Origin of the sequence: Blautia wexlerae DSM 19850, assembly GCF_025148125.1 — a bacterium.
Classification (GTDB): Bacteria; Bacillota; Clostridia; order Lachnospirales; family Lachnospiraceae; genus Blautia_A; species Blautia_A wexlerae.
Map to the genome: position 1 here is coordinate 3,761,029 of NZ_CP102267.1, position 24,210 is coordinate 3,785,238.

At 42.0% G+C, this 24,210-nt stretch carries 20 protein-coding genes; 8 read left to right on the forward strand and 12 right to left on the reverse strand.

Annotation, left to right across the window (positions count from 1 at the left end; translation table 11 throughout):
* Positions 1–37: 37 nt before the first annotated feature.
* Positions 38–2,122 (reverse strand): Helicase associated domain protein, encoded by a 2,085-nt coding sequence (locus tag NQ550_RS17450; RefSeq protein WP_025577826.1) that lies wholly within the window; start codon positions 2,120–2,122, stop codon positions 38–40.
* Between the two features lie 301 nt (positions 2,123–2,423).
* On the opposite strand from NQ550_RS17450, the gene NQ550_RS17455 reads away from it, so the two are divergent.
* The 3 genes from NQ550_RS17455 (at position 2,424) to NQ550_RS17465 (ending at position 5,959) form a co-directional block, all read left to right on the forward strand.
* A complete protein-coding gene (locus tag NQ550_RS17455) occupies positions 2,424–3,560 on the forward strand; it encodes a site-specific integrase (protein ID WP_025577825.1) in 1,137 nt (378 codons plus the stop codon).
* 447 nt (positions 3,561–4,007) lie between these two features.
* Complete coding sequence (locus NQ550_RS17460; protein ID WP_025577824.1) at positions 4,008–5,306, forward strand: AAA family ATPase; 1,299 nt, start codon at positions 4,008–4,010, stop codon at positions 5,304–5,306.
* On the forward strand, positions 5,306–5,959 hold the full coding sequence (locus NQ550_RS17465; RefSeq protein ID WP_025577822.1) for an RloB domain-containing protein: 654 nt from the start codon (positions 5,306–5,308) through the stop codon (positions 5,957–5,959). Before NQ550_RS17460 ends, NQ550_RS17465 begins: the two co-directional genes overlap by 1 nt.
* A 205-nt stretch (positions 5,960–6,164) precedes the next feature.
* Here the strand turns inward: NQ550_RS17465 and NQ550_RS17470 are convergent, their stop codons facing one another.
* The 11 genes from NQ550_RS17470 to NQ550_RS17520 all read right to left on the reverse strand — a co-directional run bounded on the left by NQ550_RS17470 (position 6,165) and on the right by NQ550_RS17520 (position 20,167).
* Positions 6,165–7,043 carry a methylenetetrahydrofolate reductase gene (locus NQ550_RS17470; protein WP_008706435.1) on the reverse strand — a complete coding sequence of 293 codons (879 nt, stop codon included), beginning with the start codon at positions 7,041–7,043 and terminating at the stop codon, positions 6,165–6,167.
* Between the two features lie 25 nt (positions 7,044–7,068).
* Positions 7,069–7,689 carry a methylenetetrahydrofolate reductase C-terminal domain-containing protein gene (locus NQ550_RS17475; protein WP_008706433.1) on the reverse strand — a complete coding sequence of 207 codons (621 nt, stop codon included), beginning with the start codon at positions 7,687–7,689 and terminating at the stop codon, positions 7,069–7,071.
* Position 7,690: 1 nt separating this feature from the next.
* Positions 7,691–9,655, reverse strand: coding sequence for an electron transport complex subunit RsxC (gene rsxC, locus NQ550_RS17480; RefSeq protein WP_081026461.1), 1,965 nt, complete (start codon positions 9,653–9,655; stop codon positions 7,691–7,693).
* Between the two features lie 505 nt (positions 9,656–10,160).
* Entirely contained in the window at positions 10,161–10,289 is a 129-nt protein-coding gene (locus NQ550_RS17485; RefSeq protein WP_259838270.1) for a hypothetical protein, read from the reverse strand.
* Between the two features lie 97 nt (positions 10,290–10,386).
* On the reverse strand, positions 10,387–12,999 hold the full coding sequence (locus NQ550_RS17490; protein ID WP_025577818.1) for a hybrid sensor histidine kinase/response regulator: 2,613 nt from the start codon (positions 12,997–12,999) through the stop codon (positions 10,387–10,389).
* Positions 12,996–13,835 (reverse strand): substrate-binding periplasmic protein, encoded by an 840-nt coding sequence (locus tag NQ550_RS17495; protein ID WP_025577816.1) that lies wholly within the window; start codon positions 13,833–13,835, stop codon positions 12,996–12,998. The genes NQ550_RS17490 and NQ550_RS17495 overlap by 4 nt, the downstream gene beginning before the upstream one ends.
* A 367-nt stretch (positions 13,836–14,202) precedes the next feature.
* The gene (sfsA, locus tag NQ550_RS17500) at positions 14,203–14,901 is read right to left on the reverse strand and encodes a DNA/RNA nuclease SfsA (protein ID WP_025577814.1); all 699 of its coding nucleotides are present in this window, start codon (positions 14,899–14,901) and stop codon (positions 14,203–14,205) included.
* A 245-nt stretch (positions 14,902–15,146) separates the two neighbouring features.
* Positions 15,147–15,809 (reverse strand): RloB family protein, encoded by a 663-nt coding sequence (locus NQ550_RS17505; RefSeq protein ID WP_008706409.1) that lies wholly within the window; start codon positions 15,807–15,809, stop codon positions 15,147–15,149.
* Positions 15,787–17,184: an AAA family ATPase gene (locus tag NQ550_RS17510; protein ID WP_008706408.1), complete on the reverse strand. Its 1,398-nt coding sequence runs from the start codon at positions 17,182–17,184 to the stop codon at positions 15,787–15,789. Before NQ550_RS17510 ends, NQ550_RS17505 begins: the two co-directional genes overlap by 23 nt.
* A gap of 48 nt (positions 17,185–17,232) precedes the next feature.
* Entirely contained in the window at positions 17,233–18,786 is a 1,554-nt protein-coding gene (locus NQ550_RS17515) for a recombinase family protein (protein ID WP_008706407.1), read from the reverse strand.
* Positions 18,779–20,167 (reverse strand): recombinase family protein, encoded by a 1,389-nt coding sequence (locus tag NQ550_RS17520; protein WP_242833540.1) that lies wholly within the window; start codon positions 20,165–20,167, stop codon positions 18,779–18,781. The genes NQ550_RS17515 and NQ550_RS17520 overlap by 8 nt, the downstream gene beginning before the upstream one ends.
* Before the next feature lie 324 nt (positions 20,168–20,491).
* Between NQ550_RS17520 and NQ550_RS17525 the strand changes: the two genes are divergently transcribed.
* Genes NQ550_RS17525 through NQ550_RS17545 form a run of 5 tightly spaced genes read left to right on the forward strand, consistent with a single transcriptional unit; the run spans position 20,492 to position 24,208 of the window.
* Positions 20,492–21,475 carry a DUF6017 domain-containing protein gene (locus NQ550_RS17525; RefSeq protein WP_025577810.1) on the forward strand — a complete coding sequence of 328 codons (984 nt, stop codon included), beginning with the start codon at positions 20,492–20,494 and terminating at the stop codon, positions 21,473–21,475.
* A gap of 31 nt (positions 21,476–21,506) precedes the next feature.
* Entirely contained in the window at positions 21,507–21,728 is a 222-nt protein-coding gene (locus NQ550_RS17530; RefSeq protein WP_002569164.1) for a DUF5348 domain-containing protein, read from the forward strand.
* A 41-nt stretch (positions 21,729–21,769) separates the two neighbouring features.
* Positions 21,770–22,246 (forward strand): PcfB family protein, encoded by a 477-nt coding sequence (locus NQ550_RS17535; protein WP_002586631.1) that lies wholly within the window; start codon positions 21,770–21,772, stop codon positions 22,244–22,246.
* Entirely contained in the window at positions 22,243–24,051 is a 1,809-nt protein-coding gene (locus NQ550_RS17540) for a VirD4-like conjugal transfer protein, CD1115 family (RefSeq protein WP_016289916.1), read from the forward strand. The genes NQ550_RS17535 and NQ550_RS17540 overlap by 4 nt, the downstream gene beginning before the upstream one ends.
* The gene (locus NQ550_RS17545) at positions 24,038–24,208 is read left to right on the forward strand and encodes a hypothetical protein (RefSeq protein WP_002569167.1); all 171 of its coding nucleotides are present in this window, start codon (positions 24,038–24,040) and stop codon (positions 24,206–24,208) included. Before NQ550_RS17540 ends, NQ550_RS17545 begins: the two co-directional genes overlap by 14 nt.
* The last annotated feature ends 2 nt before the right edge of the window (positions 24,209–24,210 follow it).

Here is a 24,210-nt window from a genome sequence, read left to right on the forward strand (position 1 = left end):
TTGTATTTCTCCATATTTTTCTTTTTATTTGTCCTTTTTATTTCCAGTCCATCCCAATGCTGTCCAACTGCCTAATCCTATGTTCATCCAACACCATCCCGCTCCCCTCAGGATGTTTCCTCTTCGCCCGTATATTCGAGATCCACCTCCCCAGCTTCACTCCATTCACACTATACGAAACCGGCACATTCAGATTCCCATATTCCTCATAGTAATCTTTCGCCAGCGAATACTTCTCATTCCACTGTCTGACAGTCTTCTTCTCCGTCTTAAAACCAATCTCCCTAAGCCGTTCCAACTGTCTCTCTTCCAATGAACTCCGACATGCATTTTTCTCACCAAACTGGCTCCCAATCTCCGCGAGCCATCTTCCCAGCGGCACCCCATTCTCCGTCACATACTTCACCGGAACCTCCAACTCCCCATGCTCCAGATAATACCTTTGTGCCTCCCGGAAGTACTCTTCCCATTTCTCCCCATTCCGGTCCCAAATCATCCCTAACTTCTCTAACTCTCCCTGCTGTTCCTTCGTCAGCGCCTGATCCAGTCCCTTATTCTTCACCTTCGTCCTCAAATTACAGACCCATCTCCCAAGCCTGAACCCATTCTCCGTCACATATCTAGCCTTAACATCCAGATTCCCATGCTCCTCAAAATAAGCCTGCAATTCTCTCAACGCCTCATTCCAGCTCTGGTCCTTACTGTCCCAGACCATCCCGATCTCATCCAGCTTCCTGACCTTCTCCTCACTCAGATTCCCGTTCACCGAACCCGCACGGACCCTGCGCTGCGTCTGAATCCAGCTTCCAAGCGTAAGCCCTGTCTGCGTCAGATAACTCTTCGGAACTTTCAGATTCCCTTTCTCCCGGTAATACTGCCTTGCGGCAATATAATAGGTTTCCCAGGCGGAACTTAAATTCGTCTGCAGTTTCTGGAAAAGCATCCTGCAGTCCTTCGTCTCATCCGTAATGTGGAAACGCTCACTAAAGCGGAACCCCTTCCCATACGTCGTCGGAAACAGCACAAATGCTTCTTCCATTTCTTTCTTCAGACAGTCAATACAAGAAAGGCTGTCAAAATTATTAACCAGGTCAAAAATAACCGGTGTCTTCCCGCTGCCCGCTGACAATGCACGCCCGATCTGCTGAAGATAAATGATCGGCGACACCGTCGGACGCAGAAGAATCACACCGTCCACATCATCCACATGAACCCCTTCATTGAGCATATCAATGCAGAAAAGAAGCTTCAGATGTGCACTGTTATCCTTCTTAAATTCCCTGAATTCTCTGTCTGTAGCAGTATCGTTATAAAACGCTGTATAGATCCGCGGCTCACGGTCTACCCGGCGAAACCACGTACTGACCTGCCCTTTCATTTCGTCCATATGTTCTTTACCGGAACAAAAGACGATATATTTTCCATTTTTCTTTTCCATGTGCTTCTCAAACACAATGTCCAGCCCCTCTGCCTGTTCCAGTGCGCGGCGCAGCTGCTCAAGCAGTTTCTGGTTCTCTGTGATGAGGCCCTGATTCGATAACGCCTGGATTCTTTTCTTTAACTGATCCAGTTCTTTCTTATATGAATACATGGCTATCACATATTTCGGTTCCGGGAGTATTCCCCGGACGATAGCTTCTCCGAGTGTCATCTCGGATGCGATCTTTCCATCAAAAATCTCCTCTGCCATATTTCTCTGGTTGTCCAGATAGCGGATATTGGTCGCAGACAGCCCGAGTCTCTTCGCATTTGGACAGGCGTTCAGAAGCTTCCTGACGCTTTTGCCCCATTCTGCGGCACCACAGCGATGAAATTCATCCAGGATGATGTAATCCGGATGCAGGGTTTCAATGCTGTCTTCGTTCTTCATCAGACGGCTGTAGGACATGAATTGGATGTTATCGAATTCCATTCCGAGGTTCTCCAGCTGTGTCTGATAGATATATTCACTTGGTGAAAGCCATAGGAATTTCTCTGATGGATGTTCCTCTGCCAGCTTAAATGCGATCAGGGATTTCCCTGTGCCTGTAGGGTGGATGACTGCTGCCATTTTCTCCCGCTCAAGCATGGCGGTAACTGAGTTATATGCTTCCTGATTGTGTTTGAAAAGATGTATGCTCATTTCGGTATTCCTCCAAAGTACACAAAAAGAGGAATTCAGATTTCGCAGATTGTTTTAATCTGCGAAATGGGCACATACGCGCCAACCTCCCCAATTTTATTAAATTTCTTATCAAATCACTGCTAATATAATATGCTGAATAAGTCATTTTGTCAATAAATGGCGATTTATTTAGTTCATTATAACATAAACTGACCAATTTATTTAGTGCTTTTTGTAAGAAAATCAATCTGACTGCTGGAAAGTATCTCCATTACGGGTCAGAATCGTGGTCAGGAGCCCTAGAAAGGAGTTTTTTATTTTGGCAAGACGAGGAGAAAACATACGAAAAAGAAGTGACGGCAGATGGGAAGGCCGATATCTGATCCATATAAATGGAAGCAAAAAATATCGTTCCGTATATGCCCCTTCTTATAATGAAGTAAAACAGAAACTCTTTAACAGCAAGAAAGAATCTGAGATTACTCTGCTCTCCCAAAAAGAGCAGACAGCTCCCCTAAACGCCAGTGCTGATATGAGTCTTGATGAAATCGGTCAGTTGTGGCTTATTTATATTAAGGATAATCGCAAGTACTCCACCTACAGAAAATATGCCAACATCTATGATATGCATATCCAGGATATTTTTGGCAGTCTGACAGCAGACGAAATCAGCCTGGAAATCATAGAGAAAGCCCTGCCAAAGGAGATGTCCGCCAGTCTATATAAAAGTATCTACTGTGTACTGAATCAGATTTTATCTTATGGAAACCGATACTGCGGCACTCCGAAAATTCATTTAAAAACAGAAAAGCTGCGGACAGTTCCCAAACCTGTGCAGACAATAAACGCTACGGACCAGCAGAAGCTATGCCGCTATCTGCTCTCAGATCTTGATTCATGCAAGCTTGGCATTCTGATATGCCTGTATATGGGACTGAGACTCGGGGAAATCTGTGCCTTAAAATGGGAAGATATCGATTTCCAGAGAAAAACGATTCATATTAACAGGACTGTCCAAAGAATTCAGGTCGGGCAGGGGGATCAGAAAACGATTCTGTATGAAGGACCGCCCAAAACGCTCTGCTCTGTCCGTGAGATCCCGATTCCGGAATTTCTCTTTCCACTTCTTCTCTCTTGTAAGGATGAGGGGGGTTATGTGTTGAATAAATTTTCCCCGATGGAACCACGTACTTACCAGTATAAGTTTTATTCTTATCTGAATAAAGCATATATAAAGAAGTCTCACTTTCACGCACTGCGCCATACATTTGCGACAAACTGTATCAGCAATGGGGCTGATGTCAAGAGTGTCAGCGAAATGCTTGGCCATTCTAATGTAAATATCACTTTGAATAAATATGTCCATCCATCTATGGATACCAAGCGGAACATTCTGGATTCGCTTTCTTCTATCTCATCTATAAATGGTCAGATCAGTGGTCGGATCATTTCTTAATCTTTGATCTCATGCACGTTTCCGGTGCCCATTTCGCAGATTAAAACAATCTGCGAAATCTCTGTACGTGAGTAGTCCATCCGGCGTTTTTTAGATGCGCGGATGGATTTTTTCTCTGTTGTTATAGAACTATTTGTTCTTTTTATTATATTATACTCTGCTCTTTCACGCAAGTAAAATATCAGACAGTTATCGTTCTATCGTTCTTGCCATGGACATGCTTTCTAAAATATCTCTGTATAAATAAAATACCCGCTACAAAAGATATTATACATATCTGTCCGCAGCGGGTGTTTTATAAATTTTCGAAAATCACATCGGATCATCCGGATGATTGTCGATTTATGTTTGAAATCAAAGCAAAAATATCACATTATTTGATAATATTGTTTGAATATATTTTGAAATAAGTATATACTAATAGAAAATGAATTTGGAGGGATAATTATGCTGATAGAATTCAGGTTCAAGAATTATAGATCATTTCGTGATGAGGCAACGCTATCTATGGAAGCAACGGGGCTTGGCCCCTTCAAAAAGAGCTTGATTTCATATGGTTCGTTGAACTTATTACCGAGCGTTGCTATATATGGAAAAAATGGTGGAGGTAAAAGTAATGTAATTCGGGCGTTTTGGCTGGCTGTGCAATTCATTAAAAATGCGCAAAGAACACAGCACGAAAACGCAAAAATACCAGTAATACCATTTGCTTTAAATGATTATTCTGAAGATGAACCAACAGAATTTGAATTCATCTATACTTTAGACGGAATTAAATACTGGTATTCCTTTGCCGCAACGAAGGAAAAGATATATAAAGAGTATTTATACCACGCACCAAAGGGACAAAAAGCGTTAGTTTTTAAAAGAGAAAATCAATCATTTATTTTTACAGAAGAAAAGGCAAAGAGAAAGTTAATCAGCGAAACCGTTGCATCGAATCAGTTGTTCTTTTCGTTGGCTTGTACAATGAATGACGCTATTTGCGCAACTGCAATGAAGTGGTTTCGGGAATTGCTTTATTTTTCAAGGGATTATTCAGATATTCCTAAACAGCTGTTGGATTATTCTAATGATGCCAATATGCTGCAGGCGATTTCGGATTATGCCAAAGCTGCGGATCTCGGTATTGAAAGTATGCAATTTGAAATTGACAGTAAGGAAATTAAGGACAATCTAAGTTTTCCCGAGAATATACCAGACGGTATAAAAGCAGCCTTGATTCAGTTTATGCATATTCTGGCAGATACGTCGAGCAACTCAGAAACAAGATTAAAAATGAATGAGGTTAAAGCAATATCGAAACATCAGGGTATCAATGCTAATGGAGAAGCGGTTTTATACCCGTTAGAATTATCGGATGAATCAGACGGAACCAGAAAACTCATGTCTATTGCACCTGCAATCGAGTCAGCACTGAAAAAAGGCGGAGTTCTTATCGTTGATGAAATTGAAAAAGAACTTCATCCAATGTTGGTAGATTTTGTTGTGGCAAAATTCCAGAGTAAGCAGTCTAACCCAAAAGGAGCGCAGCTTATCTTTACGACTCATAACACGGAACTTATGAATATGGAAATCCTGCGTAAGGATCAGTTGTACTTTGCAGACAAAAGCAATGAAGATGGGATATCAGAGCTTTATAGTATTAGTGGATTAGGTACCAGAACTACAGAAAATATCAGAAAGGGATATTTGCTTGGTAAATATGGTGCAACTCCTGATATTGAGATTGAGGAGGTGGAATAATGCCTCGTAAAGTAAAATCTGCCAAACCACTAATCTATGTATTTTGCGAAGGTGAAAGTGAACAGGCATACACTGATTATTTAAAAAAGACTTTCTCGGACGTTGCTGTTTTAAAAAGGCCACCAGATACAGGACTGTTTGAGGAAGCAGAAGCAAAGTTTTCAAAATCACCCAAATATAAAAACAGCATAGATGTAACAGATGAAATATGGTTTTTTTATGATGTAGAAGAAAAGGATATTTCAAAATGGAATGATAGGTTTACGATTATAAAGAAACTTCGTAAATTGAGAAAAAAACAAGGAATACGGGTAAGATTACTAATGACTAGTGGATGTATTGAGTATTGGTTTATGTTGCATTACAAATACTATACTCCGAAACTCATTACCGTTCCTGAAAAGGAAAAGGTTATTAATGAAGTTAAAAAATTAATCCCAACTTACGTAAAAGGAAATTCTGCGGCAACAGAGAAGATTGCAGTCAATTATCAAAAAGCAGTAGAAAATTCAAAGAAAACTGTAAAAGCATTATTGCCAGATGGACTGCCGGGAATAGATGATACAGATGTCAGAAACCAATGGTTAAATACAAAGAGCGTCACATTTTCTAATGTATATGAAGCAATTGAATTTTTACAAAACCAGAATTGATAAATATGATGGATCTATAGCACTTTACTATAATCATCAGCATGTCTCCCTCGAAAAAATGTACGATTTTGGCGAAGAAGAATTTTATCTCTTCTAAATCAGTATCGTCTATAAGTAAAAAGAGCTGTCCGCCCCGAATGCAGATTTCTGCATCCGAAATTCAGACAGCTCTCTGAATTACTCAGATAGAGTAATATTTAATTTCTTAGATCTCAGCCAGTTTCAGCAGATCCGGGATCTTGGATTCCCAGCCAAGTGCCATGATATGTACACCCTGACAGTATGGCTTGCACTCTTTGATAATACGTGCAGCAATCTCAACACCTGTGATACCTGCTTTTGTCTTTTCTTTGTCTGCTTTCAGTTCCTCGAGCATTTCGTCCGGAACATGAATGCCGGCAACGTTGTTGTTCATGAATTTAGCCATTCCAGCGGACTTCGGAATGATGATACCAACCTGTACAGGTTTTCCGAACTGTTTTGCTTTTTCCATGAATTTGATGAATTTCTCCGGCTCAAATACTGCCTGTGTCTGGAAGTATTCTGCACCTGCAGCTACTTTTCTTTCCATTTTTGCAAGCTGTGCGTCAACGGAATCGCTGCATGGAGATACAACAGCACCCTTGGAGAATTTTGGCGGCTCACCAACCAGTTCGTTTCCGCCAAGATCCACACCGGATTCCAGAAGCTTCACTGTGTGAAGAAGGGATACGGAGTCAAGGTCGAATACAGGTTTTGCCTGTGGGTGGTCACCCATCTTTGTATGGTCACCTGTAAGGCAGAGGATGTTGTCAATACCCAGCATTGCAGCGCTGAGAAGATCAGACTCCAGAGCGATACGGTTTCTGTCACGGCATGCCAGCTGGAAGATCGGATTCATGCCTGCATCCTTGAGAACTTTACACATTGCAAGAGATCCAAGACGCATAACAGAAGACTGGTTATCAGTTACGTTAACTGCATGAACATCCTTGAGGTATGTTTTTGCTTCTTCTACCAGTTCATCTACGTGGATTCCTTTTGGCGGTCCTACTTCTGCAGAAACTACAAATTCACCACGGTCGAATAATTCTTTCATTTTCATTGTACATTGCTCCAATCATTATAATCTATTTTAATTCATCGTCTGTTGCAAAGTTATGAATCTGTGTCGGACATTTCAGCGCGTCAAGGCGTCCGATCTCTTTCAGACGTCTGTAGATGCGTTCCCATCCACATTCCATCTCGCTGTCCACTTCACATTTACCGTTCTTGGAACCACCGCACTGGCCGTTCACAAGGCTCTTTGAACATGCTGTGATCGGGCAGATCCCGCCTGTCAGGTTCAGGTAGCATTCACCGCACTGGTCACATTTGTACTCTAACGGTGTCACGCCCTGGAAACCAGGTACCGGGTATGTATCGCAGGCTGCACAGACCATCTTGTCTTCCAGATATTCTGAAACGGTCTGTACACCAACACCGCAGGAGAATACCAGAACCAGATCTGCTTCCTGGATCTTGCTCATATGTTTCTTAAGACGTAATTCCATATTTTCCGGATTACAGATGTAATCAGTTGTCATGATTCCTGTCACATTTCCTTCAGCAGCAAGTTCCTTCTGAAGTCGGGCAGCTTCTTTTTCCGGAAAACGAACTTCTTTACATCCATGACAGTTGATAATGAAAACTTTCTTTCCGGCTGTCAGTGATGTAATTGCTTCTTTTGCTTTTAACTGGGTAATCAACATATTATTTCATCCCCCTTACTGCATTTTTTCCGGCTTTGATACTGTTAATGATCGGAATCTTGGAAGAACAGATATACTGACAGCATCTGCACTCAACACAATCCATAACGTTCATGTCTTTCATGCCCTGCCAGTTCTCGTCTTTCGCATATTTCACGAAATACAGAGGTGAAAGTTCCATCGGACAGACATCTACACAGCGTCCGCACTTGATACACGGCTGTTCTTTTGTCTCATCCGGTTCAACGGCAATGATACCATTGGAGCCTTTCATCATCGGTACATCCAGTGTGTTCAGAGGGAATCCCATCATTGGTCCGCCCATCTTAACCAGAACATCGTCATCTGTAAATCCGCCGCAGTAATCGATCAGCTCTCTTACGCTTGTACCGATCTTGATAACGAAGTTTCCAGGATTCTTGATCTTCTCGCCTGTTACTGTAGCAACACGCTCAATCAGAGGCATTCCTGTCTGGATCGCATCGGAGATTGCTTTTACTGTACTGATATTATCTACAACAACGCCGACATCTGCCGGAAGACCGCCGCTTGGAACAATTCTTCCCATAACGCGCTTGATGAGAGTTTTCTCAGCACCCTGCGGGTATTTGGTTTTTGCAACAAATACTTCCATGTTTCCGATGTCAGCAACTTTTTTCTGCATTAATTCAATGGCATCCGGCTTATTATCCTCGATAACGATGATACCTTTTTCGGCACCTGTTGTCTTGAGGACTGCTTTCAGACCAAAAATAATGTCATCTGCATACTCAAGGAGTACTCTGTGGTCTGCTGTTAACAGAGGCTCACATTCACATCCATTGAGAAGGATGGTATCTACCGGTTTGGCAGGTTTAAGTTTGACACAGGTCGGGAAACCTGCACCGCCCATACCAACGATTCCGGCTTCACGGATGATATCAATAATCTCATCCGGAGTAAGATTGTCAAGCTCACCATGTGGCTGTACGGATTCGTGCAGAGTATTTTTTCCATCCGATTCAATGACAACAGCCATCACTTCGCTTCCGCGTGTGCCATGCATACGCGGTTCAACAGCAACTACGGTTCCGCTTACGCTGGAATGTACCGGAGCACTGATAAATCCGGCAGCTTCACCGATCTTCTGACCAACTTTTACAGTGTCACCAACCTGAACGATCGGATTGGCCGGTGCGCCCAGATGCTGTGACATGGAGATTACAACTGTCTTCGGATCCGGGAATTTCTTCAGAGCGATATGCTCACTGAATTCCTTGCGTTCTGACGGATGAACACCGCCGTAATATCCGTCCAGTCTGTCTTCTCTAATGGACTTCACATAGTCGTTGATCACTTTGAAATTAACTTTGGAGAAATCACGAACCTGTACAGGCTGGTTTAAGAATTCTTCCAGACGTCCCTGTTTTGCAAGTCTCTGGTAAATCTTCTCCCATGCACAGTCTTTATTCGGATCTACTTCGCATTTTCCATTCTTTGCTCCACCGCACTGCCCATTGACAAGACTCTTTGAACAGTCAACGATCGGACAGACACCTCCGGTAATGTTCAGATAACACTGCGCACATGCGTCACAGCTCTTCTTGGTAAGTGCCATGCCATGATGACCTCTGTAGTTAAGGGTGTTGCTTGCAGCAACTACCGGCTTACCTGCCAGATCCGCAACGGTCTGAATACCAAGGCCACAGGAAATTACTACTACATTCTCTGTACCTTCCGGAATCAGATCCTGTAATTTTCTTTCTGTGTGCATCTTGTTGCATAAGAAATCAAATTTTGCACTGCCTGTAACATTCTTTCCCTGATCTGCAGCGAATTTCAGGAATTCGTCACAATCCGGTTCGTCAACAGTTTCAAATTCTTTGAAACATTTGTTGCAGGCAATCACAAACAGGTTGTCCTTACCGTCAAGCACTGATGCAAGTTCATCACTGCTTTTCAGTTTGTACTTAGTATAGTTTTCCAATTGCTCACCTTCCTCACGATAAAATTTTATCCTTATGATATCTGTTCTTATCCGTTCCCTCCATCTCTGCACTCAAAAAAGGGCTAATAAAACCAGATAAATAAGTTCAATACATATACCTTATTAAATGTAACATAAAATGCACATTTTATCCAGTTTTATTAGCAAATTTTATAAATTTCTTCTATGATTTCATCCTAAAATTCTATGAAGTGCAGATATTTGTACTGTAAAAGATATGAAATCAGCAAATTGTATACAATATACTTTATTCTATAGTAACTATGGCGATTCCACAAAGTATGCTAATGCAGACTACAAAAAGATATGATATGATAAAAAAAGAGGATATCTGCAATATCCCCAGACCACTCATTTATCAGAAAGAAGCGTGTTTATATGAAAAACACCCGTTTACAACTTTATAAATGATAGACTTGTTAATGAATCATCTGTTTTAAGGCCTTTGTTATAGCATTTGATTTTATATGTGTTTCGATATTTTTCACGAAAGTGGCAAAGTATACCAGCTGTCACAAAGGATGATGACATGATCTTTGCTGTGAAATTCAGGCATAACCTGCCGGATCATGGAGACTGCCAGTTCCAGTTTAGACTCTTTTTTCTGCCACATACGATAACCAAGAGGAACGGAAAGATAAACCTGCTGAAAAGTTTTTAACTTTTCTTAGCAGGTTTATTATAAGTACTTTCTGTTTTCGTCAAAAGCATTAGAACGTGTCTGAATTTTCAGACACGCTTTGGCGCATTCTCTCCAGATTTTCCAGAATTATATCTACACTGATTGGTTTGGCAATATGAGCGTTCATACCCGCTTTGATTGCCTTTTTGCGATCTTCCTCAAAAGCATTGGCAGTCATCGCAATGATTGGTATATTTGCGCATTTCGGATCATTCAATGTACGGATTTCCCGGGTTGCGGTGTATCCATCCATCTTCGGCATCTGAATATCCATGAAGATCAGATCATATTTTCTGCCTTCTGCAGATGACATGATATTCACAGCATCTGTACCATCCTCAACGCAATCCACATCCAGACCAATTTCCTCCATGATCGCTGTTGCGATCTCCCGGTTCAGCTCATTATCCTCTACAAGAAGAACTTTCTTCCCTTCATAACGCCTCTGGATTTCTGCCCGGATTTTCTGCTTCTCATTCTTAAGGGGCTCTCTTTGCTCCGGATCAGGTTCCTCCTTCACAGTCGTCCCTGATATTTCACATTCAAGCATAACCGTAAACTCCGTTCCCCTTCCTACTTCGCTTTCAACCTGAATCGTACCGCCCAGCATATCCACAATGTTTTTGGTGATTGCCATTCCGAGACCGGTTCCTCCTATTCCATTCTCCGTAACGGTATGTTCTCTTGTAAATGAGTCAAACACCTGCTCCCTGAACTCCGGCGACATCCCAATTCCATTATCCTTCACACTGAATACCACTGTTGTACATCCGTCTCTTCTGCATGGTTTCTCAGAAACACGAATGTTAACCGTACCCCCGACCGGTGTAAATTTCACAGCATTACTGCTGATATTCAGAAGCACCTGCGTCAGGCGCAACTTGTCGGTAATGATATCTTCATGGAGTACATCCTGTGTATCAATATACAGCTCCTGCTGTTTAGAATGTACAGATTCCTGTATAATTGTATTTAAGTCATGCAAGATATCCGGCAGGTGTACAACTGTATATTCAATCCGTACGGAACCGTTCTCGATTCTGCTCATATCCAGCACATCATTGATTAGGCTGAGCAGATGCTGACCGGATATATGGATTTTTTTCAGATAATCCAGAACAAGCTCCTTATTGTCAATATGTGTTGTCGCAAGCGCAGTAAATCCAATGACCGCATTCATCGGCGTGCGGATATCATGAGACATATTATTCAGAAACACAGTCTTCGCCCTGTTCGCATGTTCTGCAGCCGCAAGTGCATTTCTCAGATTCCTATCCTGCGCAATCTCACGTTCTTTTTCTTCTGTCGCATCACGGATTGCAACCAGAACTGTACACAATTTCCCATCTTTATCATATCCCTGTGGCACAATGATCATTGTCATCCATCTTTCATCCACTGTCCGAGCTGTAAAACTCAGCGTTTCACGTTCTTCCAGACGTTTTGCCACCGTACTTATATCGACAAATTCCCAGTATGCCTTCTGAAATGGCTCTGCAATCACCTGCCTTATAAGTTCTTCCTGATGCGCTTTGAAAAGCATATCCCCTTTCTGATCTGGCTTCATATTTCCTGAAGATTTCAGGATTTCGATTTCCTCTGTTTTTAGATTCACAAGAGAGATAGAGGCATATGCATGCCCCAGTGCATTGATCACCCGAAGTCTTTTCTGGTCCTGAAGGATACTTCTCTTTTCTGTTCTGCTCCTGTTCACCCGATAAAGTAAGAAAAGAAGCAGTGCAAGTAGCACATAAATCACACATATAATATTTCGTGTGATGTACACCTGACTTTCCGGGAAAAAGATATATGCATCGTAGTCTTTGATCTTCTCCCGACGTCCGAACCAGTTTCCTGTCTCTGAACGAAGATGGACAATTCCATTCTCATCTACCTCAAATTTATTTTTATACTGACTTTTTGCTTCTTCTATAGAGCGGGCAGTCAGCTCCTGTCTGTTTGTACTGACAACCTTATCATCATCACAGATCACAACACTTCCATTCATCTCAAAAGGAAAGTCAGAAAATAACGATGCCATCGTCAGATCTCCGTTAAGCTCATTTACTTCCTCCTTCTGCGCATATGTGATCAGGATACCTGCTGCATCCTGTCTTGCCACTGCCGCAAAATCATAGATCTTTCCTTTATTTCTCAGACGAGTGGTATAAGTCTTTTCCGGATGCTCTGCAATATCACGTACATAATCACTTTTGATCAGCTTCTGCCACAGCGACATAGTATCTCCATCTTTTGCACTCTGTTCTGTCACCTTCAGATTCTGATCCAGTACAAGGATTCCTGTCAGGCGCTGTTCCCTGGCATATTCGTCCAGCATTTCTGTACTGAGATTTCCTTCCTGTTCTATGACTCTGCTTAATTCTGTTGTTTTGTCCAAAAGACGTACCAGGCTTTTCACCTGATCATTGGTGTTATAAATCTCATAACTTTCAATTCGGTTTTTTACAAAACCAAAGGTCTCATCCAGAGTACTGTTCAGCTTGCTATTATCTCTCGCTGTCAGCAGAAGAAAAGTCAGTATTCCGGAAAAAATCAGAATAAACACAAGCAAACACGCATTTCTGTCGACTCTCTTTTTCTTCTGTTTCTGCGGTATCTGCCTTCTTATCTGTCTGCTCATTTACTTTCTCCTCCCGGCAGAGTTTCATCCGCGTCCAATCCGTATTTTGTAACTATTTTTTCTGTAATCCCTTCATTTTGCATCTCTGTAAGCGTTTCTGTAAGTTCTTCTGCCAATTCTTCGTGAGTTCCTTTTTTGAAAGCAATTCCAAGTTCTGATTTATAAGGACTTTCCTCCAGCATACGGTAAGCGCCCTTGCCATCCTGTATCAGACTGCCAAGCATTGCCTCATGTCCCGCAATCGCATCTGCATAATTTTTTCTAAGTGCAGCATAAAGCTCATTCGACGAAGAAAAACAGTTCACCTGTTCTGCCTGCGGAAGATTTGATTCTATATTATGAAGAAAGAGATCTTCTGCTTTTGTAGTCGCCTGAACTGCAATCCTCTTCCCTTTCAGATCCTGAAGTGTCCGGATTTCACTCTCGGCTCTTACAACCACCATCTGACGACTGTACATATACGGTCCTGCCCACTGATATTTGTTTTCTCTTTCATTCATGGAATAGCAGCTCCACAGACAGTCTATTGTTCCATCTGACAAAAGTTTCTCTTTATCTTCCCAGACAACCTTCTCAAATTCAGGCTGATAACCCAGCCTATGAAAGGCTTCCTCTGCAAGTTCCACATCAATACCTTTATACTCGCCATCACTCGTCCGATAGCTGTAAGGTTCAAAATAATCTATTCCGATAACAATCTCCGGCAGTTCACTGTCCGATGTTTTCTCTTTCTTTATTCCACATCCTCCCGGTATAAGGCTGCCTGCCAGAAGAAATGCTGCAATACAAATTCTTTTTCTGCGGGTATGGGAGTCATTCTTTCGATTTTTTCTCATATCCAGTTCCTTTCCATTTATTACTGTTTCATAACCTGCATGTCAGAACCATCTTTCCTCAATTGAAACAGAGGGCTTATCCGATTCGGATAAACATCGAAACGATGCAAAAAAAGTTCCACGTAAAAAACTTTTACAGGAACTTTTTTCATAGTCATCTCAGGTTTTTGACTGATCTGCCTATAAATCTGTCAACAAAACTTCTGATACATATTATACATTTCATATACTTTCATGTCTACAATTATTTACTGCTCTGAAGTATAAAACACACGTTACTGTTCACAGTAACGTAGCCAAAATTCATTCCAGATTGCCTGCGGCAATGGAATTTTGAATAGGACCTGCTGATTGCGGGAATACTTTTTTATTTCCAGTCAGAAGCAAAGCATACAGGTACCGGATCATGAATTTCCATTCTGTCAGGTTCTACCAGGCAGTCATAGGCCAGAATATGCACTCCTGCCCTTTCCGCTTCCTGTAATGTTTCTCCAAATTCCCGATGAGTCTCCCAGTTGGGCTCAAACCTGTCAACTCCCTTCATCTGGATCACCAGAAGCAGATAAGCTTCGTATCCTTCCTGCATACAATGGATCAGCTCCTTCAGATGTTTCACACCTCTTTCTGTCGGTGCATCGGGGAAGCGTGCTATATTATCCGACTCCAGAGTGACACCTTTTACTTCTATAAAAGCCTTGCGTTTCTCTGAACAGACATAAAGATCAAATCTGGAATTTCCATAGGTCTTCTCCGGCGTTACCTGAACTTTTTCCGGAAAAAGATGTCCTGCCTTTACCCACTCCAGTGCTGCTTTATTGGGAATCTGAGAATCCATATTAATCAGGCCCCTGCCCTTTTTATTTACGCAGATTAGATCATAGGCTGTCTTTCTCGCCGGATTGCTACTCTTTTCCAGAAAAACCTGTGTACCCGGGACCAGAAGCTCCCTGCACCTGCCTGTATTCTTTACATGAACCGTTTCCACCTGCCCATTGATCTCCACATGTGCAATAAACCGATTAGGACGATCTATGAAACGGCCCTCTGTGATATGTTCGTACTTCATTTTTTCTGCTCCTCTTTACGCATTGTATACATACCATAACATGTTTTCCTCATACCTACAACATTTTCATTTTGGAAAACTATTCTCCAAACAAAGTGCCCCCGAGGATGTCAAGTCATTGCTACAAAAAATATGCGGCTCTTTTGCCACCAAAATGGCTTAAAACCGCATATTTCTGTATAGAGGACGTTATATAATTGTCACAAAGTAGGTGGGGAGGATGTAACGTCATTGCTACATCTTTTCTATCCTAATGCGTCAATATTTATTCCTACTTTCGCAAATAAAAATTGTAGCAACACATGCATTTGCGTATCTGGATTATCATAATATCTGTTTTCTTTTGGCGTTTTATTTGCCTCTTTACCCTGATTATCCTCTGATATTTTTTTACCCCTTTGAATTGCATTCTTTATATCAGATAATCCGATTTGATTGACTATTTCCGTTACCCTTTTTTCTTTTTTTATGTTTGCATCTGCTGCTAACCCAAAAACTTGTCGTAATTTATCAGCATATGCATCCTGATTTTGTACTATATCAAAATAGTCTTCTTTATGAAGAATCAGCCATAAATCAAAACAATAATTTGTATATCCTAATTCAATCTTATTTTCTATTGCCAAATCTATTGCTTCTTCATACTTATCCTTTTTTCCGTCATAATCAAAAACAGATACTTTGTTTTCCTTACCAATAGATTTCTGAATAGTTCGTTCTACCACACACTTAGGATTTCCGCCATATGGTTCCGCATAATCAAATACTAAATCATGCGTTCTTTCTTCAACGCAATTCACTAATTCTGCTACTTTATCAAAATATATTCTTTCCTGGTTTTTTCCCTCACATCCTACAATGCAGAGGAATTGTGGTCTTCGTATTTTATTGTTCTTTGGACGATTCAAGATTATTCGCCTCTCTTTCCAATATGTGCTTAAATGCAATTTCCAAATCCATATGTGGCAATGCTCCATATTTTCCATTCAAATAATTTTTTAATATTCTTTCTTCTGGACGTAATTTGTAATCTGCTAAAGAATATATCTCGCTCACCATATCATTCCTTCGCTTTTCAACCATTACAATTTGATCATGTCTAAGCAATTCACCGTCTAAATATATTGGATTATGCGTATTGAAAATTAACTGAGCATTATTTTTATTGATATCTTTATTGTTAAAAATTCTTATCAGCGATACAACAATTTCAAAATGCAATGAAGCATCCATTTCATCCAAAACAATGACCCCGCCATTATCTAAAACATCTATAAACGGTTGTAACAATCTAATCAAATGGATAGTTCCTCTCGATTCCATCAGCTCTGAATCTACAATCATGGATATTGCATATTTTTTTTGTGGTTGCTCATCTTTTCTTAATGGTACTTGATACATTGAACACATAGATAATTCATCATTATCTGTTTCTGCCATAAATCCAATTTTTTGATTTCCAAACTCAGCTATATTCATAACTTCTTTAACTGAGGCACTTTCGAAAATATTTCTACGAATATCTTTATCTGGTTTTTTATTAAATATCGTCTTTAAGTCTTTTTGTCTAAAATTCATGTCATTTGCATTCATAATAACATTAAATTTTTCAAACCATAAATTAAAATCCTCAAAATATTTTTTATCAAACAAATTGCTAATTGCACCTGCTACAACTAACTTTTGTTTATCCAATGTCTGGTTCAATTTGTGAATCAAGCGTTCAGAAAAATCCGCATCATCCTTATTAATATAACCTTTTTTTACTAATTTCTTTACATCCACATAAATTTGATTTTCATCATCTCGTGAAAAGAACAAGTCATCATTAACATAAAGAACCTCTTCTTCAATTTTATATACATCAATATCCGTAAACTTAATTCCGTATCTATAAATATTATTTTGAGTGGAAAATGTAATTTCTAAAGAAACCGGATCATACCAACTTGTATCTCTAATAAAAGATAACATACTTTTATAAGATTCCAGCTCTTTGCAATTTAAGGTTCCTTTCATAACCATTTTTTTTAATATATCCATTGCCAACACAATGTTGGATTTTCCACATGCATTTGCTCCATAAATGACAGTCATTGGTAATACTCTTAACTTATTACCATTTACACTTTTATCTATCACATAATCATTATGCGTTTTCTGTTTACTTGAAAGCATTGTAAAAAAAGTCTCATCTTTAAATGACCTAAAGTTTTCCATTTTAAAGTTTAACAACATTTTTTTTGCATCTCCTTTCCATTTCTTTATATAATTATACATCATTATTGCTTTTTATCAACAATTTTATTGTTATTATATGCTAATTTGTTGCTATTTATACTCCACCCCCACTCTCCCGTCATCATACACATATATTCCCTGCACATATTCTTCCAGCATCTCTCGTGTCAGATTCTCATAGCCTAAATACTTCAACATTTGCTCCACCGGAACATTCTTTTTCATCAGGATTTCTTTCTCGTCGTTTATCAACTCATCCAGTTCCTGTACACGTTTCTGCAGTCGTTCTCTTTCTTCTTCCAACTGCTTCTTGGCTTCCATAAACTGGTTCTGGTTCATCTGTCCCTCGTGATACTTCTCATAGTTCTGGCGGTTCTGGATTTTTATTTGTTCTTGACACTTTTCACAATCTGCACTTTCCGTCTTATAGGCTTCTATACTGTCCTCATGCTGTTTTCTCATGGATTGCTGCATCTGTTCTTGGCTGATATTCTGACGTAAGTAAGCCTTTATTTCTGCCAGCACGATATGCTCCAGCATTTTGTTATCCGCTTTCCCGGCGAAACATCCTGTATCTTCTTTTCCTTTACTGTAAGCACAGCTATAAAGAATATGACCATGAATCGGACTGCTTGAAGTCAGGCTTCTGCGACAATTCCCGCATTTTACATAGCCACCTAATAGTGTTGTTTCCCTGTCAAATTTGCTTTTCTTGGTGTATCTGATCTGAAGGGACTGTGCTTTTTCAAAAACTTCTTTTGATACAATCGGCTCGTGATGATTTTCCATCACTTTCCACTGATTTCTCGGTACCGGTACTTCTTTCCCAGTTCCGGGATCTGGAATCTTTGTTTTTCCATAGACCATACAGCCTATATAAGTTTTATCATCCACAATCTTCCGTATCATATCACTCGTCCACTGCAGTCCTCTTGATGCAGCTTTCTTGCTGTCTGATTTCTGTCGTCTACTCATAGACTGCAAGGGAGTCAGTACCCCCTCTTCATTAAACAACCGACAAATCTCCATCTTTGAATATCGCTGATTGGTCAGTTCAAATACTCTGCGAATCACTTCCGCTTCGTCCTCTACAATCACCAGTTCTTTCTTATTTTCTGGATTGATTCGATACCCATAAGGTGCAGAACCACAACAATACTCACCTTTTCCCCGTCTGGTGTTGACTGCTGCCTTTACCTTTACAGACTGATCTTTCACATAGAAGTCTGCGATCAATCCTTTAAACTGTACTTCGATGTCTGAACTCTTTCCTTTATAATCTTTAGAATCATATCGGTCTGAGATAGAAATGAATCGTACTCCCAGGAATGGAAAAATCTGCTCCAGATAAGTTCCCATCTCAATATAGTTTCTGGCAAAACGTGAAAAATCTTTTACCACAATGCACTGCACTTTATTCTCTCTGGCAAGCTCCAAAACCTGTTTAATTGCCGGACGCTCCATACTAGAACCAGAATATCCATCGTCGTAGAACTCCTGAAATGGCATAGAAGCCAGTTCCGGAATATTGGAAATATAATCTTTTACCAGTTTTCTCTGATTGATAATGCTGTTGCTTTCTCCCTCTGAATCATCTTCCATGGAAAGACGGTAATATCCAATAATCAGTTTCTGATTACTCATATTCTACCGCCCCCTTAAACCCGAAGTTGATTTCCAGTCTGTTATCACCATATAGATACATACTTTCAATCAGGCTCTCCGCAAGTTCCGCATTGATTCTGGTTGTCCCATCCAGTTCCAACAGACTTCGTAAAAATCTGGCTTCTTTTTTCTGCTGTTTTTCCAGTTTACGTATAGTCTGCTCCAGAGACTTCTTCCTCTCTTCACAGAACACTTTCCAGTTATTACGGTCATCTTTCATTTCTATATAGGCTTCTTTGGAAAGTTCGCCCTCTTTATATTGCATAAATGCCTGTGCCAGTTTTTCTGAACGTCTTTCCATATCTGCATCCAGTTTCCTGATCTCTGCTTGAATTTCTTTGATTTTGGTAAGAAATACTGCACTGCTTATAGCAGACATATCCTTTTTCCGTAAGTCAGATAACTGAAACTGTCTGGTCAGCTCTGAACGGACAATTTTCTGCAGCTTCTCTTCGGAAATAGATTTGTGACTACATTTTCTTTCATCCCGATACCAGGCAGCATTGCAAAAGTAATACACATTGCCTCTGTATCTACGTGTACACATTTTTCGCTTACAATCTCCACAATACAATACATTGTAAAATGCTCTTTCATCCTCTTCCCATCCTACTGTAGTTTTTGTTGCTTTCTGTTGTGCTACTTTTAACCTGACCTGTGCTTTGTCAAACAGTTCTCTGCTGATAATCGGCTCATGAGCATTTGGCGTAATAATCCACTGACTCTGGTCCAGTATGTCACACCATTTTTCACCTCTTTGAAATCTGGATTCGTATTTTCTCTGAACCAGATCACCATAATAATTATTTCGATTTAAAACCGCACGTATCGAAGAATTTCCCCACTGATGAAGATTCTCTCCATCCTGACAGTACACATGATGATATTGGTTATAGTCCGAAATCCGATGTACCCTATCCTCAAACAGCCTGTCAATAATGCTCTGTATGCCATCTCCCGAAGCATATTCTTCAAAAATCCTGCGGACAATCTTTGCAGCTTCCGGTTCCACAATCAACTTACAAATTCCATTTATCTTTTCCACACAATATCCGTATGGAGCTGTAGATCCCACATATTCACCGTTTTTTTGTGCAATACGTTTCGCCGCCCGTTCTTTTGCGGAAATGTCTTTTGCATAAGCATCATTCACCAAATTCTTGATATTCATGGATAATTCCTGATTCTTAGCACCCGGTGCAAATGAATCATAGTTGTCACATACAGAAATAAATCGCACTTTCATAAAAGGAAGAATCTTTTCCAGATAGTTACCAGTTTCAATGTAATTTCTTCCAAATCGTGAGAAATCCTTTACCAGAATACAGTTTATTTTACCTGCCCTGACATCATTCATCATCCGTTCAAATCCCGGTCTGTCAAAAGCTGACGTTAGATAACGATACTTTTGAAAACACTGGAAAATCAAGGTTTTTCGAGCGACGGACAAGCAGGGTATTGTACTAAAAACTGAATACGACGCAGAAGCGGCGTTTCTTACTCTCTACATGGGAGAACAGGAACGCCGCTTTTTTCATGCCCTTTGTTACGCAGTAGGGGCAGAAAAAGCCTTGCTACAAGCGGTTTTGCGGGTGTGTATCTGGCGCGGCAAGGGATTTATACCTTATTCCCCGAAACCGCGCTTCTACTGCGTAACAAATCCAAAGCAAAGGAGCTATGAACTATGGCAGTTTTCAGAGTGGAACGGAACAAGGGCTACACCGTAATGAGCAACCACCACCTACGCAACAAGGAGCTTTCCCTAAAGGCAAAGGGGCTGTTGTCGCAAATGCTGTCACTCCCCGAAGATTGGGACTACACCTTGAAAGGCTTATCCCTTATCAACCGGGAGAAGATAGACGCTATCCGCGAAGCCATTAAGGAGCTTGAACGCGCCGGGTATATCGTCCGTTCAAGGGAGCGCGACGAGAAAGGATGCTTGCGGGGCGCGGACTATGTGATATTCGAGCAGCCGCAGCCGCCTACGCCGGATTTACCTACATTGGAAAATCCAACATTGGATAATCCAACGCAGGAAAAACCAACATTGGAAAAACCTACGTTGGAAAATCCAACGCAATTAAATAAAGATATACAAAGAACTGACTTACCAAAAAAAGAAAAAATAATTACTGATGAACAAAGTACCCATTCCATTCCTATCCTTTCCCCTACCCCCTCTCCTTGCAGAGAAGCGGCTACGCCGCCGGAACGGAAAGGAACGGAAGCGACAGCACAGAGCGCAGTTGATATATACCGGGAAATCATCAAGGACAATATCGACTACCACATTCTCAAACAGGACATGAAGTTTGACAGTGACAGGCTTGACGAGATTGTAGACCTCATGCTTGAAACCGTATGCACCGCCAGAAAGCGGGTACGGATTGCAGGGGACGACTACCCGGCAGAGCTTGTGAAATCTAAGTTTATGAAACTGGACGGCGAGCATATCCGCTTTGTGCTTGACTGTATGCGGGAGAACACAACGAAAATCCGCAACATCAAGCAATATCTGAAAGCAGCCCTTTTCAACGCCCCGTCCACTATCGGCAATTATTACACTTCCCTTGTCGCCCATGACATGGCAAGCGGCGCACTGTCACCGAAGAAGCCGCAGTACGGCGACCCGGACTATTATTCATGCAACGAGGGCGAAAGCCTGTAACCACCCACAACCACAAAAGGAGGATTTTATTATGGCACAGAAAATGACAGGAGCATTGGTATTTGACGAGCGCACCGACCGTTACGACATCCGCTTTGACTTAAACAGCTACTACGGGGGCTTGCATTGCGGCGAGTGCTTTGACGTATTCGTGCGGGGCAAGTGGAAGCCGACCCGGATTGAGTACGGCGACAACTGGTATCTTGTGGGTATCAGAGCCGAGGACTTGAACGGGCTGCGGGTGCGTATCTGACCGCCGCCCCATAAAGAAAAGCGAAAGGAGGACGCGAGAAATTGCAGGACGAAGTAAACGAAAAGACCATAGCCCTTTACATCAAGACCGGGAAGCTGACCGCCCAGACGCTCCAAAAGGCAATGAAAGCCATACTGTCAAAGGGAAAAAAGCAGCTTTCCAAACCGCCACAGGGCAAGCAGAGCTTAAAGCAGCTTATGAAGCAGAACGCGGGCGTTTCCAACATTGAGATTACCGAGGGCAATATCAAAGCCTTTGAGAGTACGGCGAAAAAGTACGGTATCGACTTTGCGCTGAAAAAGGACGCGACGGAAAGCCCGCCCCGCTATCTGGTTTTCTTCAAGGGGCGGGACGCGGACGTGCTGACCGCAGCCTTTAAGGAATTTTCCGCAAAAAAGCTGACACAGGAGAAAAAGCCCTCAATCCGAAAGCTGCTCTCTACCCTCAAAGAAGCTGCACAGGGCAGAAACGCGGAACGGGCAAAGGTCAAGAACAAGGACAGGGAGGTATCGCTATGAAGCCGGAAATCAAGAAGCTGCTTATCCTAAATCTCCCGTATCTGCTCTTTGTCTGGCTCTTTGATAAAGTGGGCGCGGCTGTCCGGCTCTCCCCCGGCGCGGACGCAAGCGCAAAGCTGCTACATCTTGGGGACGGTTTTACCGCCGCCTTTTCCAGTATCGCGCCGAGCTTCCACCCGGCAGACTTAGCTTTAGGCATTGCGGGGGCGGTCATTGTCCGGCTGATTATCTACACCAAAGGCAAGAACGCGAAGAAATACCGCCGCGGGACAGAATACGGTTCGGCGCGTTGGGGCGGGGCTGACGACATAAAGCCGTACACAGACCCGGTATTTGAGAACAATATCCCCCTAACGCAGACGGAACGGCTCACCATGAACAGCCGCCCGAAGCAGCCGAAATACGCAAGAAACAAAAATATCCTTGTAATCGGCGGTTCCGGCAGCGGCAAGACCCGGTTCTTTGTGAAACCGTCGCTCATGCAATGTACGTCAAAGGATTTTCCAACGTCGTATATCGTCACTGACCCGAAAGGAACACTGATTTTGGAAACCGGGAAAATGTTACAGCGGTACAAATACCGTATCAAAGTGCTAAATACGATTAACTTCAAAAAATCCATGAAATACAATCCCTTTGCCTATCTGCGGAGCGAAAAGGACATTTTGAAGTTAGTCAATACCATTATCGCCAACACCAAAGGCGACGGGGAAAAATCCGGCGAGGATTTCTGGGTGAAAGCGGAAAAGCTCTACTACACCGCACTAATCGGCTATATCTGGTATGAAGCCCCAGAGGACGAGAAGAACTTCACGACGCTGCTTGAAATGATAAATGCGTCGGAAGCCCGCGAGGACGACGAGGATTTCCAGAACCCGGTTGACCTCATGTTTGAACGTCTGGAAGAAAAAGACCCGGAACATTTTGCAGTCAAGCAGTACAAAAAATACAAACTGGCGGCGGGCAAGACCGCAAAAAGCATACTTATCTCATGCGGCGCGAGGTTAGCCCCATTCGACATTAAGGAGCTGCGGGAGCTTATGGAAACCGACGAAATGGAGCTTGACACCATAGGTGACAGAAAGACCGCCCTTTTCGTGATTATCAGCGACACCGACGACACCTTTAACTTTGTCGTGAGTATTCTCTACACACAGCTATTCAACCTCTTGTGCGACAAAGCAGATGATGAATACGGCGGGCGGCTTCCCGTCCATGTACGGTGCTTACTTGATGAATTTGCGAATATCGGGCAAATCCCCAAATTTGAGAAACTAATCGCAACCATACGGAGCCGGGAAATCTCCGCGTCAATCATCTTGCAGAGCCAGTCACAGCTAAAGGCAATCTACAAGGACAACGCCGATACCATAGTCGGCAACTGCGACACCACGCTTTTCTTGGGCGGCAAGGAAAAAACCACGCTCAAAGAAATATCGGAGATTTTAGGCAAGGAAACGATAGACAGCTTCAACACTTCCGAAACAAGGGGGCGGGAGCTTTCGCATGGGCTGAACTATCAGAAATTGGGAAAGCAGCTTATGACGGAAGATGAAATCGCAGTCATGGACGGAGGGAAATGTATCTTGCAGCTACGCGGGGTGCGCCCGTTCTTTTCGGACAAATTCGACATAACGAAACACCCGAAATACAAGTACCTATCCGACGCAGACCCGAAGAACGCCTTTGACATGGAAAAGCACCTTAAACGCCGCCCCGCCATTGTCAAGCCCGACGAGGTTTTTGACTATTACGAGATTGACGCAGCAGACTTACAGGAGGACGCAGACCATGAGGAAACGTAGCGCAGAGGAAAAACAAAAGCAGCTTGAACGGTTTTTAATGAATGTTGCGGAAGCCGCCGACGCTGCATTATGGGAGTATTGGCGGGAAAAGGAAGCGGAACACCGCCGTTTTGCAACGGAGTATGTCACGCGCCGGGGGCTTATCCCTCAACAGTGACA